A 14515-nucleotide genomic window follows, 5' to 3' on the forward strand; every position below is an offset into this window, starting at 1 on the left:
AATCCGGCGAATGTTCATCAGGGCGAACGCGAGATCATCGCGCGGCATTGAGCGCGGCGTTATAACTCCGTCGTCCCGGTTGTTCAAAATCGGTTGCTCCAACATCGTCATTGCGAGCGCCAGCGAAGCAATCCAGGCCGCGAGCAGAGAGCTGGATTGCTTCGTCGCAAGCGCTCCTCGCAATGACGTTGATAGCCCGTAGCCCGCATGAGCCAACGGGTCGCGCGAATGCGCGCCCTATGACAGGCTCCACGATATGCGGGACCGCCGCGAAGACCCGGATATCGCAAGAGCTCATCCGGGCTACGGTCACGAACACACCTCCACATTCTCGCGACGGCATGCGCCCGAGTTTTGCAAAATTCGTTCGCCCCCAAAAAAAAGAGGGCGCAGGGAAGACCGGGTGCGCGCTGCACCCGAGGTCTCATGTGCAAAGGCAAACAAAAAAACGCACATGAGCATACAGGTTCAGCGGAAACACTCCGGCCTTCCCTGCGCAATGGTTTTACAGCTTATTCCGTGCTCTCCCCGGTGAGACCAGAGCTTGTTTGTCACCGTCACCCGCAAGAAGCGTGAGCTCCTTGCGAACTTGACACCAGCCATTGGGGCGTCAGGACCACACGACTTTGCCGTACGCGTCAGCCGCGCTCGTCAGTCGCAGCTTTCGCGTCCATCGCATCCCACCGCGCGTTTCGTGACGTGCGCAACGCCCCTCTTGTCGGGCGGGACGGCACCGAATACGCAACTGATTTGGGTAAAAAACAAAGCGGAATATTTTTCGCGAAGGGGCTGGACAGGTTTTGGCGCGCGAAAGTGATTTGCCCGTCGGGCAGTTTTTGATGCGCTTGCGACCATCGCGCTGCCGTCATCCCGGGGATGACGGTGCCGTTGCTGCATGTCGCAAGAGATCGATGTTCATCAGCAGGGGGGCGGCCAAAGACGCCTCCCACGCCGTGCGCCGTCTTCGCCGATCGAGCGCGCGCGCCCGATGACGGGTCCCTCGACAGATAGGAGCGCTGGAACTGCTTTCCGTATTCAACCCGTGGTGCTATTTGTCTAGGAAACACCTCAGTGGAAAAGCCGATTTTGCTGCAAACACGCCGAAGGTTCCTGTGGTGCGGGCTTTTTGCCTGCCTATCCTTGACGGCCGCGTTGTATCTTGCAGGCGTTGGCATCAATCCTGCGCTGGCTGCCGATGCCGCAAGCGAAGCGCGAGCCATCAATCAGCAGGTTAATGCACTGGTCAATACCTCGCATTTCGACGAGGCGGAGCCGCTTGCGAAAAAGGGCCTTTCACTCTGCGATGAGGTGGGCGACTTCAAGGTTTACTGCGTCAGCCAGTTCAACGAGTCGCTCGGCGATATTGCGTATGCGCGGCGGCAGTACCCCGAGGCACTGGAATATCAGCAACAGGCCCTGCATTTGCGCGAAACGGGCCTGGGCGGTGGACACGTTCTGGTCAACCGATCCTTGCAGCGCATCGGGCGCGTCTATCTCGCCCAGCAACGAATACCGGAGGCAGAGACTTTTTTTGAACGCGCGGTATCCGGCTATGAGAAACTGACACCTCCCAACCGGGAGTTGGGCATATCCCTTGGCTATCTTCGCAAGATCTATTTCGACACCGGCCGCATCGACATGGCGGTTGCTGCCATGCGCCAAGAGTTGCAGGCATACCAGACGATCGGCGACAGTGAGGCTGTGGCCATCGCCGGTGCCAAAGCCAATTTGAGTTCCCTCCTGGCGCGGCAAGCCCGAAGCCGTCTCGATAAAAATGATTTTTCCGCTGCCGAAAGCGCATTGATTGAAGCGGCCAAACTTATCGACCCGCTTCCGGCAGGCAAAGAAGATTTGTTTGCCCTGATTCAATCGCTGTTCGGCAGTGTCTACGACAAGCAACATCGCTACGCCGAAGCCGAGCCATTCATGCTTCGCGCGCTGGAATACCGTTCGAAATACGCGGGCCCCAACGATACCCAGATGCCAACGCTGCTGTCCAATCTGGCTTTACTGTATGACAATTTGAGCAAGCCAGTGGATACTGCCGCCTATGCTGTGCGAGCGATTGCGTGGTTCGATGAGAACAAGCGGGAAACGGCCACGCTTGGCCTCGATCTGTTGCGTTTGGGCCGCGCTCAACGACAATTGGGCCAGCAGCCGGATGCCGAAGCTGCGCTGCTGCGGGCGAACGACGTGCTGGAGCGCTTGTTGCCCGAAAGCGATCCACAGCGCATCAACGCAAAGATCGAAATTGCATCGCTCTGGATTGACCAACAGAAATGCCGCGAAGCCGAACGCGTCCTCAAGTCGGCGCTCGAAATGGAGCCAAAGCTTCCTAGACCTGCCGTGGGCTGGCGCTCATCGTTACTGGCCTATCTTGCGCTGAACTACCAACAAGAGGCCCGGTACGCCGACGCCGAGCAACTGTCGTTGGAAGCGGTCAAACTGGAAGAAGAGGCCGGCGATGAGCGGATCGTATCCTTGGGACAAAGACTAACCGCGCTTGCTTCGATCTACCGGCGACAAGATCGCTACGCCGAGGCGGAGTCCGCGCTTTTGCGCTCGCTTTCGCTACAACAACCGGATCTTGAACGAGCAACAGCACTGAACATGCTGGGCGCGGTTTATAGTGAAACCGACCACCCTGAAAAAGCTGAAGCCGTGCTGAAGGAGGCGCTCGCGATACGAACGAAAACCCTGTCCGCAGACAGCTTTTTGACCGCCGAAACGATGAGCAATCTTGCGACAATCGACTCTTTAAGGGGCGATTACGTCGATGCGGAAATGAAACTGCGGCGCACCTTGGCAATTGTCGATATCCCAACTGCGGCACACTCCATCAACGTCGCCTTGTATGTTTCCCTACTTTCGCAAACGCTTGTGTCGGAAGGTAAATTGGACGAAGCTGATGTGCTGATCGAGCGCGCGCTCGAGCTTTATCGAGAACGGCTGGGGACTGACCATCCACGCTTTGGCGGGGCGTTAAAAACACTCGCCGCTATCGAATTGATTCGTGGACAGGACCGGAACGCGGAGGAGCATTACCGCGAGGCGCTTGCGATCGACGAGAAGATGATCGGTCCAAAAAGCCCGGCGGTCGCTGCCGACCTGATGAACCTGGTTCCGGTTTTGAAGCGCGCCGGCAACAGGCAGGACGCAAAAGCCGATATCGACCGCGCTATCGCGATCAATACCACCCAATTCGGGGCGGACAGCCCGATCACTGCTCGGAGTATCCAGGCTTTGGCTGACATGGCCTATGAGAGCGGAAAATATCTCGACGCGCGTCAATTGGCGGATCAAGCCCGGCAAATTCGGGAACAGGCATTCGGACCAGATCACCTTGCGCTGGCCACGGGCTGGATCTTCCTAACGCAGCTCGATATCGCCCAAGGCAAACTCGACGATGCCGACAGCCACATCGATCGCGCGGCGATAATCGCCGCCAAGGTACTTCCTCCAGACAGTTTCTTGAGCATCGACGTACTCCAAGGCAAGGCCAACCTGGCGCGCGCACGTGGAAAACCCGCGGATGCCGAGCAATACGGCCGCGATGCGCTACGAATCGCCGGGAAGCTGTACGAGCCGGATCATCCGATTCGGCGAAATGCGATCGACCGGTTGGTCGGTGTGCTCTGGGTACAGGGCAAATTCGACGACGCGGAACGCTTGCAGCGCGAGGCACTCGCCGATGTAGAGCGGCAGCGGGGACCGGACCACCCCAGCATCGCCGTTGCTACGCGAGGTATCGCTGGCGTTCTCGGAAATTCGGGCCGTCAAGGCGAGGCTATTTCGTTGTTTCACCGTGCGCTTGCGATTGACGAACAGTCGTTCGGCGCCCGAAGCGATCAGGCAGCCCGGGACCATTTCGCCCTCGGCTCGCTGTTCCGAAGGATGGGGCAATTTGAAGGGGCGCAGAGCGAGACCAACCTCGCCCGGAATATTTGGGAGGGCCAGGGTCATCTTTTGGCGGCGAATTCCTCTCTTGAACAATTGGCGTTGATTGCCTTCAACCGGGGCTCTCCGGCTGAAAGTGTCGTATTGGTCGAACGGGCTGCGGACATTGCGGAGCAGAGTTTCGGGCCCGATAGCCCCGCCCTCGTCCCCATTCTTGCCGAGCTTGGACGCTTCTACATCATCGCCGGCCGGAATGACGCTGCCGAGAAGATTCTGTCACGCGTCAACGGCCTGATCGGTGACAATCCGTCGGAGCAAGCTCCGGGATATTTGGGAGTGCTGCAATTGCGGGCCCAGCTCAACGCCGAGCGTGGCAATATCGACGAGGCCGAGGCGACCTTCGTTCGCGCGATCGCCGTGGCCACCAAATATGGCGGCCTGGAGGGCGACGCCGTTGGCAACAACTCGTTCAATCTCGCCCAGCTCTATCTGAAGGCGGGCCGTTTTAACAAAGCCGTCACGTGCTTCGTGAAGGCTCTCGATATTTTCAAAAGAGAAAATGGCGATCGTTCTCCGATCGTCGGCTATACGCTGATGGGCGCCGCACAGGCATACGGCAAAATCGGAGATAAAGCGTCGTCGAAGGCGCTCTATGCAGCGGCACTCGACATTCTAGGCCCGACCATCGCTGCGCAGAAACCCCAACCGAAATGGCTGTGAGTCTCGCTCATCGATCTCGATAATGGCTAACCCGCCGCGCGCATCACCGCATCGGCGAGCAATCCCGCAAACAGCAGCAATCCGGCGTCGCGGTTGGAGATGAAGACGCGCTTGCATAGCGCTGCGTCCGAAATGTCGAGACGGACGATCTGCCAGGCCAGATGCACGGCGAATATCGCCAGCGCGATCCAGCCGAGCGCGCCCGCTTTGGCCAGCGCCAGCGCTGTGCCGATCAAGACCGCTGCCATGGCGTAAAACGCCGTCAGTGCCGGGCGGGTGCGCGCGCCGAACAACAGAGCGGTCGATTTCACGCCGATCAGCGCGTCATCCTCGATGTCCTGATGCGCATAGATGGTGTCGTAGCCGATCACCCACGAAATCGAACCGGCATAGAGCCAGAGCGCGGCGGCATCGATCCGCCCGAGGAGAACCGCAAATCCCATCAGCGCGCCCCATGAGAACGCCAGACCGAGCGCGACCTGCGGCCAATAAGTGATCCGTTTCATGAACGGATAGATCGCGACGACGACCAGCGAGGCGATGCCGGTGATCACCGCGAAGCGGTTGAATTGCAGCAGCACCACCAGGCCGATCAAGGCCTGGGCCACGAGGAAGATCACCGCTTGCGGCACGCTGACCTGTCCCGCCGGGATCGGCCGCGACCGGGTACGTTCGACCAGCGCGTCGAGATCGCGGTCAGTGATGTCGTTCCAGGTGCAACCGGCGCCCCGCATCACGAACGCCCCGACGAAAAACAGCACGATGGTGAGCGGCAATTGGCCGAGATGGCCGGCCACGCCGGCGGCCAGCGCCGCCGACCACCAGCACGGCATCAACAGCAGCCACCCGCCGATCGGCCGGTCGAAACGCGCCAGCCGCAGATAAGGCCGCGACCATGATGGCGCGCGGGTGTCGACCCAGTTGCCGGTGGCGTCAGCAACGCGGGCGGCGACGCCGGTCATCCGACACCAGGTTTCGATTTGAAATTTCCGGCATCGACGCGCGGCAGCCGGCGCATGCGCTTCAAACCGGCGGCTCGGCTCATCGCGTCAGCACGTTGCCGTTCAGCGTATCGAAGGTGCTGCCGCCCTTCTTGCTCTTGGTCGCCTCCGGAAGCTGTGCCGCGGAGCCGAGTACGTCGCTCAGGCTCGGACCGGCCGGCCCTCCCCTCGCCTGCATTTGCGTGGCCGCGTTGCAGACCTTCTGCTGCATGCTTTCGGAGTTCTTGTGGCCATTCTTCAACTGGTCGAGCACCGTCGGCGGAATCCCGCACTTTGACGCGTGGGTCTCGACATATTTGATCATCCTGATTTCGGACTGGCCGAACGCTTCGATCAGCTTGCAGGCTTCCTGGGGCGTGGCGTGGCGATCGCTGGCCGCCTTGATCTGCTTGCCGCGTTTCTCGGCGTCCTCACGCAGCGGGACGAATTCCTTCATGCATTGATCGCCACTGGCCTGCGATGGCGCCGCCGGCGCGCCGCCGAAGCCTGCGCCGCCCATCGGCGCCGCACCGCCGACCGGGGCTGCGCCATTGACCGGAAACGAGGTGGGCGCGGCCCGGCTAAAGCCGCCGGCGGCGGGTGCTGCGCCATTCACCGGCGGGAATGCGGGATCGCTGCCCCGGAGCGCGCTATTCACCGGCGGAAACGCGGGATCGCTACGCCGGGCCGCGCCGTTCACCGGCGGAAATGCCGGATCATTCGCCGTGCCCGCGGCTTGATTCGGCAGCGGCGCCGGAAAGGCGCTCTGCGCCAGAACCTGGCCGGCATGGGCAGTGACGAAGGCCACGGTGAGCGGCACAATCAAGCGACGGATGATCAAGGTTGCTCCTCCGGCAAGGTCCAACGATCCCCAAACGCATTTCCAACGAAAGCGCTATTTACCGATGCGGGTGTTTACGATGCGGGTACTTACGATTCTTGCCTCGTCTTAACAACCCGGGGAATTTGGCAACAGCGCGGCGTAGCCCCCGGCGAGGGCCAAAAATAGCCCCCCGATTCTAACGCTTTAGGCTAAAAACGACGTCCGGAACATTAAATATGCCCCAAATGGACTTCTCCGCTCCCCGCTTGTTCGTCGAGGCCGCCCTGGCCCCGGGCGAGATTGTCGCGCTCGAGCGCAACCAGAGCAATTATCTCGGCAACGTGCTGCGGCTGGCCGCGGGCGATGCCATCCTGGTGTTCAACGGGCGCGACGGTGAATGGCGCGCCGAGATCGGCGGACGCAAGCGGCCCGACAGCCTGACCATCGTGGCCCAGACCCGGCCGCAGGACCGGCTGCCGGACATTGCTTTCGTGTTCGCGCCCTTAAAACACGCCCGGCTCGATTACATGGTGCAGAAGGCGGTCGAGATGGGCGCCTCGTCGCTACAGCCGGTCTTGACCCGCTTCACCCAGGTCTCGCGGGTCAATGGCGAGCGGATGCGCGCCAATGTGATCGAAGCCGCCGAGCAATGCGGCATCCTGAGCCTGGCCGAGGTGGCGGAACCGCTGAATCTCGATCGTTATCTCGGCCAGCGCGACGCCTCCCGCCTGCTGGTGTTCTGCGACGAGGCCGCCGATGTCGCCGACCCGGTGCAGGCGCTATGCGGGGAACAAGCGGCTTCCCGCGGAATCGACATCCTGATCGGCCCGGAAGGCGGATTTGCCGAGGAAGAGCGCGCCATTTTGCTGCGGCAGCAGCGAACCTTGCGGCTTTCGCTGGGACCACGGGTGCTTCGTGCCGATACTGCGGGCGTGGCGGCGCTGGCGCTGGTACAGGCTGTTTTGGGCGATTGGGCCGGGTCCGGGGCTTAGAAACCGAAAAACGACCTGTTTTACTGCTTTTGGCCGGTCATTAAGCGATCCGGCCGATCCCTGTCGAAACCCCGCGCCTGCCATGCTAAGGGCTGCGCCAGATAACCCTGTTGGAACCCGTTTCGGGACAGTTGGACGCCAAGATGACCTCGACCACCGCCGGATCAGCCGCCTGGACCGACGCACTGCTATCGTCGTTCGTGCAGGCCGGCTACATCAGGGCCGAGCCCGCGATCCTGCAGCCGGCCGAGCCGTTCCTCGACCTGTCCGGCGAGGACATCCGCAAAAGCCTTTATCTGACCACCGATCCCGGCGGCGAGGAATTGTGCCTGCGCCCCGACCTCACCATTCCGGTGGCGTGCGATTATCTTCGGTCCGGCCGCGCCGGCCAGCCGGCCGGCTTCAGCTATCTCGGACCGGTGTTTCGCTATCGGGGCGGCCGCTCCAACGAGTTTCTGCAGGCCGGCATCGAATCGTTCGGCCGGCAGGACCGCGCCGCGGCCGACGCCGAGATGCTGGCGCTGGCGCTGCAAGCCACCAGCGCGGTCGGCTTGACGGATGTCGAAATCCGCACCGGCGACGTCGCGTTGTTCAACGCGCTGATCGATGCGCTCGGGCTTTATCCGGTGTGGCGGCGGCGGCTGATCAAGGATTTCAACCGCAAGGTCAGCCTGGCCGAGGATATCGAGCGGCTGACGCTCGCTACCGCCCCCGGCCGCAACGAATATGAAGGCGTGCTCGCGGCATTGGCCGGCTCCGACCGCAAGGCGGCGCTGGCGCTGGTCACCGACCTGATGTCGATCGCCGGCACCACCAATGTCGGCGGACGCACGGTTGCCGAAATCGCCGATCGCTTCCTCGAGCAATCGACCCTGAAAGGCGGCGCGCTGCCGCGCGACGCGCTCAAGACCATCAAGCAGTTCCTGGCGATCTCGGGCGATCCTGACGACGCGGTCGCGCAACTGCGCGCGCTCGCCGAGGAGGCGAAACTCGATCTGGCCACAGCGATCGATCAGCTCGAAAGCCGCGTCGGTTTCATGGCCGCGCGCGGCATCGATACCAAGACGGTGCGTTTTGCAACCTCGTTCGGACGCGGCCTGGATTATTACACCGGCTTCGAGTTCGAGCTGCACAGCAAGGGCAATGGCGTCGAACCGCTGGTGGCGGGCGGACGCTACGACGGATTGATGACCCAGCTCGGCTCGGCAACGCCTATTCCCGCGGTCGGATTTTCGGTGTGGGTCGAAGCCCTCAGCGGCCTCAAAAGGAGCGCATCATGACGGCGCCATTCGTTCTGGCGGTTCCGTCCAAGGGCCGCCTGCAGGAAAACGCCGAGGCGTTCTTCGCGCATGCCGGCCTCGCGCTGGCCAAGCCGCGCGGCGCCCGGGACTATCGCGGCACCATCAACGGGCTCGACAATGTCGAGATCGCTTACCTTTCGGCGAGCGAGATCGCCTCGCAACTGGCGCGCGGCGCGGTGCATCTCGGCGTCACCGGCGAGGATCTGGTGCGTGAGAGCATCGCGGATGCCGACAAGCGGGTGCATCTGATCGACACGCTGGGCTTCGGCAGCGCCAATGTGGTGGTCGCGGTGCCGCAGGCCTGGATCGACGTCCGCACCATGGCCGACCTCGACGACGTCACCACCGGATTCCGCGCCAAGCATAACCGGCGGATGCGGGTCGCGACCAAATATATCAACCTGACCCGGACCTTCTTCGCCGCCCATGGCGTGGTCGATTATCGCATCGTCGAGAGCGCAGGTGCGACCGAAGGCGCGCCCGCGGTCGGCACCGCCGAGATGATCGTCGATATCACCACGACGGGTGCGACGCTCGCCGCCAACGGCCTCAAGGTGCTCGACGATGGCGTGATCCTGCGCAGCCAGGCCAACCTCGTGGCCTCGCGCGACGCCGACTGGTCGGAGACGGCCCGCGAGACCGCGCGCGTCATCCTCGATCACATCGCCGCGCGCGCCCGCGCCAGCAAATACCGCGAGGTCCGCACCCGCTTCAAGGAATGCACCGCGGCGCTGTTGACCGAAGCCCATAATCGCTTCGGCGTGGTCTCGCCGTTCGGCGGCCCGACCTCGTCGGGAATGGTGACGCTGCATTGCCCGCCGGCGCAGCTCTATGCGCTCGGCAGCTTCCTGCGCGACCACGGCGCCGACACGGTTTCGGTGGCCTCGCTCGACTATGTGATGGATCGCGACAATCCGCTGTTCGCCAAACTCGAGGCGTTCTTGCGGTCGTGACCGTCAAGCGCCCGCCCTGCTTGGGGACCCATCTTGAGCCGCATCCCTGTGGCGACAGAGCGAGCCGATTGCCATATGTTGCTCGTATTGACGGTGAGACCTGATCGATGACGCTCGGTACCGATGTTTCCGGCCTGTCCACCACCGCCGCCAGTGCCGCGGCGCAGGGGCTGTCGATCGTCGTGCCGGTCTTTAACGAGGCCGCCGGGCTTGCCGCACTGCATGCGCGGCTGGCGGTACTCGCGAAAACCTTGCGCGAGCGTTATCGCCTCGGCTGCGAGGTGGTTTACGTCGATGACGGCAGTTCCGACGACACCTACCGCATCGCGCTCGGGCTCGTCGCCGACGGGCTCGATGTCCAGGTGGTGTCGCTGTCGCGCAATTTCGGCAAGGAAGCAGCGCTGATGGCGGGGCTCGATCACGCCCGGCGCGGCGCCGTGCTGTTCATGGACGGCGACGGCCAGCATCCGGCCGATATCGTCGAGCGGCTAGTCGGTCACTGGATCGATGACGGCTACGACGTGGTCTATACCGCGAAAGCCCATCGCGACAATGAATCGTTCCTGCGGCGGATCGCGGTGCGCGGCTTCTACGCGCTGATCAATTGGGGCGCGCGGCAGAAGATCCCCGAGGACGCCGGCGATTTCCGGCTGTTGTCGCCGCGCGCGGCCGCCGCCCTCAAGCAGCTCCCCGAACGCAATCGCTTCTTCAAGGGGCTCGCCAGCTGGATCGGTTTTCGCCAGATCCGCGTCGACTACGAGCCAGCGGCCCGCGCCCATGGCGTCACCACGTTCAGCCCCGGCCGCCTGGTCGGGCTTTCGATCGAGGGCCTGACCTCGTTCTCGGTGGCGCCGTTGCGGCTTGCGAGCCTGCTCGGCGCGGCGCTGGCAACGATAGCGTTTTTGTTCGGCCTTTCGATCCTCTGGGAAACCTGGACCACCGGCGGCTCGGTCCCCGGCTACCCCTCACTGGTGGTCGGCCTGATGACTATCGGCGGCGTGCAGCTCATCATGATCGGCATCGTCGGCGAATATATCGGCAAGATCCTCTCGGAGCTGAAAGCGCGCCCGATCTATTTCGTGGCCGAGCACAGCGAAAAGCGGATCGAGCCGGAGCGCAACAATAGCTCCGACGCCAGGTCGGCGGCGGAATGAACGACGCCCGGCCGCCGCGACGGTTCTGGCTGTGCGCCGACGATTACGGCATCAGTCCCGGCGTCAACCGCGCCATTCGCGAACTGATCGAGCGCGGCCGTCTCAACGCGACGTCGGTGATGGTGGTCGGTTCAGCGATCGGCCGCGACGAAATCAGTTCGTTGCAAGCGGCCACAGCCCAAAACCCGCGTTGCGCGATCGGGCTGCACGCGACGCTGACGGCGCCGTTCCGGCCGCTGACGATGCATTTCCAGCCGGTCGATGGCGGGCAATTCCTCTCTTTTCCGAAACTGCTGCGCGCGGGTCTGGCCAGGCGGCTCGATCCTGAAATCGTCCGCGCCGAATTGATGGTGCAGCTTGCAGCCTTCCGCGAATTGTTCGGCCGCCCGCCGGATTTCGTCGACGGCCACCAGCATGCGCAGCTGTTCCCGCAGGTGCGTGACGGCTTTCTGGCCGCGGTGAAGGAAGCAGCCCCCGACGCCTGGGTGCGCCAAAGCGGGCGACGCTTGCCTTTGATGCAGCGGCTCGCCGCGCCCAAGGCGCTGGTTCTGGACATGCTCAGCGCCCGGTTTCGCAAGCGCGCGGCGCAGGCCGGCATCGCCTTCAATCCGGGCTTTGCCGGCGCCTATGATTTTTCCAAAGCACCGGATTTTGCCGCGCTGATGGGCGAGTTTCTCGATGGCCTGCCGGAGGGCGGCCTCGTGATGTGCCATCCGGGATTCGTCGATGACGTCTTGACCGGCCTCGATCCGCTGACCGGCCAACGCGAACGCGAATATGCGTTTCTCGCCGGTGAGGATTTTCCGGAACTGCTGGCCCTGAATAAAGTTACACTCGAATAGAGTTACACCTGAACAAAGTTACACTCGGCTGATATCGCTCGGGAATCCTTCGCGCCGTTTTGTCGCATACCGAAATTTAATCCGACGCGGCACTACTTGCGACACAAACCCCGCTTACATCTCCAGCGCGCGATTCGACATTCATCCGACGCGACGGAGAACGCTATGACACCGCAAGAACGCCAACTGGTTGACGATCTTTTTGCCCGGCTCTCGAAGGTCGAGGGTACGCCTCGCGATCCCGACGCCACCGCGGCGATCTCGCAGGGCCTGCGTACTGCGCCGAACGCCCTCTATGCCCTGGTGCAGACCGTGCTGGTGCAGGACGAAGCGCTGAAGCAGGCGCATCACCACATCGAGGAGTTGGAGGCGGCAGCCGCGCCCGAACAGCAGCAGCCGCAAGGCGGCTTTCTGGATTCGATGCGGGATGCGATCTTTGGTCAAGGCCAGTCACACGGCTCGGTGCCGAACGTCCCGCCGCCCAGCTCCGGCAGCCGTCCGGTCTGGAACAGCGGTCAGGTGATGCAGCAGGCGCAATCGCCCGGACATTATGACCAAGGTTATGGACAGCAGCAGCCCGGCTACGGTCAGCCCTATGGCGCGCCGCAAAGTCCCATGGGCGGCGCGTTCGGTGGCGCGCCGGGCGGAGGCGGCGGCTCGTTTCTCGGCACGGCGGCAGCCGCCGCGGCCGGCGTGGTCGGTGGTTCGCTGCTGCTCAACAGTTTCCGCGGCCTGATGGGGGGCGGCGGCAGCCGGTCAGCCTTCGGCGATACCGCGAGCCTCGGAGAGAACCGCAATCCGTGGAGCGATCAATCCCGCAGCGGTCTGGCCCGCGACGCCGGCGTCAACGATGTCGGCTCGCAACAGGATCTCGCCCGCCAGGATCGCGAGCAGGATGCCGAGCAAGACCGCGAAGACGACGCCAGTTCGCGCGACGGATTTTTCAATTCCGCATCGAACGACGACAGCGATCATGATTCCGACGGCTTCGATGGCGACGGCGATAGCGACAACGCCTGATCGGGCGTTTCGGCCCCTCTCCCCAATCGGGAGAGGCGCCGATTGATTTCGAGAACGGTTGCCGCCGTTCCAATGCGTCAGGTGTCCATCGCCGCAATCAAGGACGCGATTTCGATGGTCGCGAAATTGCAAAAGGTGTCCGAGACCGCATACGGGAAGATGATCTTGTCGCGGTGGCGCATCGCGCCGCAGGTATAGACGACGTTCGGCACGTATCCTTCACGCTCGGAAGGGTCCGGGCGCAACAGCGGCTCGCGCAGGCGGCCGAGCACCTTCGAAGGATCCTTTTTGTCGAGCAACGCCGCCCCGATCGAATATTTTCGCACCGGGCCGACGCCGTGCGTCAGCAACAGCCATCCTTCATCAAGCTCGATCGGCGATCCGCAATTGCCGATCTGCACGAATTCCCAGGGATAGCGAGGCTTCAGGATCGGCTGGCCGCCGTCCCACGTATGGAGATCGTCGGAATAGATCAGATAGAGGTTTTCGTTATCCTGGCGCGCGATCATCGCATATTTGCCGTCGATCTTTTGCGGGAATAACGCCATGCCCTTGTTGCGCGCGGCATCGCCCTTCAAGGCCGATAGCCGGAACGATACAAAGTCGGACGTCTCGATCAGCTCCGACCGGATCGCCCGTCCGCTATAGGCGGTGTAGGTCGCATAATAGATCTTCTGCTCCGCGCCGCTGAATTGCACGAAGCGGGCATCCTCGATCCCGTTCGACTGCGCTTCGGTGATCGGAAAGATCACCCGCTCGCTGATATCCTCGCCGGCCGTGAAACTGATGTCGACATCGTCGCCGCCCGCGCTCAGCCTGACGAGATCGGGGCTGGCTGCAAAACGCGCCGTCGGATCGACGCGGACGGCCCCGTTTGCCGCAATCAACCCCGATCGAAATGTCAGCGAAGACACGTGGCCTTCGCCAACCGCACGAAGACTGAGGATAAAGCGAAGGCTGCCTTCCGGCGTTCCCGACTGATCGGGATGCGCGACGATGCTCGGATTGAAGAGTGCCGACGCCTCGAACGAATATTCATTGAGAAAATAGGCGCCGACGAGCCGCCGCTGCGCCTGCGTGAACGCGGCATGGTCGGCCAGCGCCGCTTCCATCTCCGCGGCGCGGGCCTCAAAGGTTTGCAGCAAGTGGCGATGACGGCCGAGGAAGTTCGCCAGCACGTCGGCCAATTGACGCTCCGTCGTCTCCGGGTCGAGCGCGAGAACCCGCTCGACGATATGGTTGGCGCGGGTCTTGTCGGTCGGATTGAGGTCGCGCGGCTCGGTAGCCGGCTTGAAAGGCCGAACGATCACGCGGGTCGGATCCGGCCGCAGATGAAGGGCCTGGCGATCGAGAAAGGGAAATTCCGGCAAGTTGGCCTCTGACAGGTTGAAGGGGGTACTCGTTCTCGGCGCCGTCAGGCGACGAGCGGAGCGGGGCTGACGCGGCTTTCGCTGAGGCGGGCGATTTGTCGAATCTCGGACAGGCCGAGCAGGTACGACACCACGGATTCGCCCCCGCGGTTTTCGTTGGGACGGTCGGGATGCAGGCCATCGCGGCAGCTTCCGGTTTCCAGATCGACCAGGGAGACCGACAAATCGTTGCTGCCAAGAAACCACGCGAATACCCGCGCGGCTTCGGCTTTCCATTCGACATCATGATCGGCGCGCCACGCCGCGAGGCAGGCCGCAATGGTCGCCGCGGCCTCCAGCGGCTGCTGGTCGAAGGCTTGCGGCGGTTGGCGACGATCACCAAATCCCGCCGTGCCGATCGGGCGGAATTGGCCCTTCGTCGAGGTTTGCCGTTTCACAAGCCAGCGCAGCGACTTCAAGCCGA

At 62.9% G+C, this 14515-nt stretch carries 10 protein-coding genes and 1 pseudogene; 7 read left to right on the top strand and 4 right to left on the bottom strand.

Annotated features, from left to right (window positions below; all coding sequences use genetic code 11):
• Positions 1–1071: 1071 nt before the first annotated feature.
• Complete coding sequence (locus GSQ88_RS12405) at positions 1072–4617, top strand: tetratricopeptide repeat protein (RefSeq protein WP_159008039.1); 3546 nt, start codon at positions 1072–1074, stop codon at positions 4615–4617.
• Between the two features lie 26 nt (positions 4618–4643).
• Here GSQ88_RS12405 and ubiA read toward each other — a convergent pair whose 3' ends face one another.
• Entirely contained in the window at positions 4644–5579 is a 936-nt protein-coding gene (ubiA, locus tag GSQ88_RS12410; protein ID WP_159008040.1) for a 4-hydroxybenzoate octaprenyltransferase, read from the bottom strand.
• A gap of 79 nt (positions 5580–5658) precedes the next feature.
• Positions 5659–6435 carry a hypothetical protein gene (locus GSQ88_RS12415; protein WP_159008065.1) on the bottom strand — a complete coding sequence of 259 codons (777 nt, stop codon included), beginning with the start codon at positions 6433–6435 and terminating at the stop codon, positions 5659–5661.
• Positions 6436–6656: 221 nt separating this feature from the next.
• On the opposite strand from GSQ88_RS12415, the gene GSQ88_RS12420 reads away from it, so the two are divergent.
• The 6 genes from GSQ88_RS12420 (at position 6657) to GSQ88_RS12445 (ending at position 12682) form a co-directional block, all read left to right on the top strand.
• On the top strand, positions 6657–7412 hold the full coding sequence (locus GSQ88_RS12420; RefSeq protein ID WP_159008041.1) for a 16S rRNA (uracil(1498)-N(3))-methyltransferase: 756 nt from the start codon (positions 6657–6659) through the stop codon (positions 7410–7412).
• A gap of 131 nt (positions 7413–7543) precedes the next feature.
• Positions 7544–8692 carry an ATP phosphoribosyltransferase regulatory subunit gene (locus GSQ88_RS12425; protein WP_502706725.1) on the top strand — a complete coding sequence of 383 codons (1149 nt, stop codon included), beginning with the start codon at positions 7544–7546 and terminating at the stop codon, positions 8690–8692.
• A complete protein-coding gene (gene hisG, locus GSQ88_RS12430) occupies positions 8689–9666 on the top strand; it encodes an ATP phosphoribosyltransferase (RefSeq protein WP_159008043.1) in 978 nt (325 codons plus the stop codon). The genes GSQ88_RS12425 and hisG overlap by 4 nt, the downstream gene beginning before the upstream one ends.
• A gap of 107 nt (positions 9667–9773) precedes the next feature.
• Positions 9774–10820: a glycosyltransferase family 2 protein gene (locus GSQ88_RS12435; protein ID WP_159008044.1), complete on the top strand. Its 1047-nt coding sequence runs from the start codon at positions 9774–9776 to the stop codon at positions 10818–10820.
• Positions 10817–11662: a ChbG/HpnK family deacetylase gene (locus GSQ88_RS12440; protein WP_159008045.1), complete on the top strand. Its 846-nt coding sequence runs from the start codon at positions 10817–10819 to the stop codon at positions 11660–11662. The genes GSQ88_RS12435 and GSQ88_RS12440 overlap by 4 nt, the downstream gene beginning before the upstream one ends.
• Before the next feature lie 165 nt (positions 11663–11827).
• On the top strand, positions 11828–12682 hold the full coding sequence (locus tag GSQ88_RS12445) for a DUF2076 domain-containing protein (protein ID WP_159008046.1): 855 nt from the start codon (positions 11828–11830) through the stop codon (positions 12680–12682).
• Positions 12683–12759: 77 nt separating this feature from the next.
• Here the strand turns inward: GSQ88_RS12445 and GSQ88_RS12450 are convergent, their stop codons facing one another.
• Together GSQ88_RS12450 and GSQ88_RS35615 are read right to left on the bottom strand one after the other, a co-directional pair.
• Entirely contained in the window at positions 12760–14052 is a 1293-nt protein-coding gene (locus tag GSQ88_RS12450; RefSeq protein WP_159008047.1) for a glycoside hydrolase family 130 protein, read from the bottom strand.
• Positions 14053–14096: 44 nt separating this feature from the next.
• Positions 14097–14515: pseudogene (locus GSQ88_RS35615) on the bottom strand (glycosyl transferase family 1); the annotation flags it as partial.

Origin of the sequence: Bradyrhizobium sp. S69 (assembly GCF_009766005.1) — a bacterium.
Taxonomy (GTDB): domain Bacteria; phylum Pseudomonadota; class Alphaproteobacteria; order Rhizobiales; family Xanthobacteraceae; genus Bradyrhizobium.

Coding starts and splice junctions, on each gene's coding strand:
- GSQ88_RS12445 (WP_159008046.1), top strand. CDS start 11,828: ATGACACCGCAAGAACGCCAACTGGTTGACGATCTTTTTGCCCGGCTC.
- hisG (WP_159008043.1), top strand. CDS start 8,689: ATGACGGCGCCATTCGTTCTGGCGGTTCCGTCCAAGGGCCGCCTGCAG.
- GSQ88_RS12440 (WP_159008045.1), top strand. CDS start 10,817: ATGAACGACGCCCGGCCGCCGCGACGGTTCTGGCTGTGCGCCGACGAT.
- GSQ88_RS12420 (WP_159008041.1), top strand. CDS start 6,657: ATGCCCCAAATGGACTTCTCCGCTCCCCGCTTGTTCGTCGAGGCCGCC.
- ubiA (WP_159008040.1), bottom strand. CDS start 5,579: ATGACCGGCGTCGCCGCCCGCGTTGCTGACGCCACCGGCAACTGGGTC.
- GSQ88_RS12435 (WP_159008044.1), top strand. CDS start 9,774: ATGACGCTCGGTACCGATGTTTCCGGCCTGTCCACCACCGCCGCCAGT.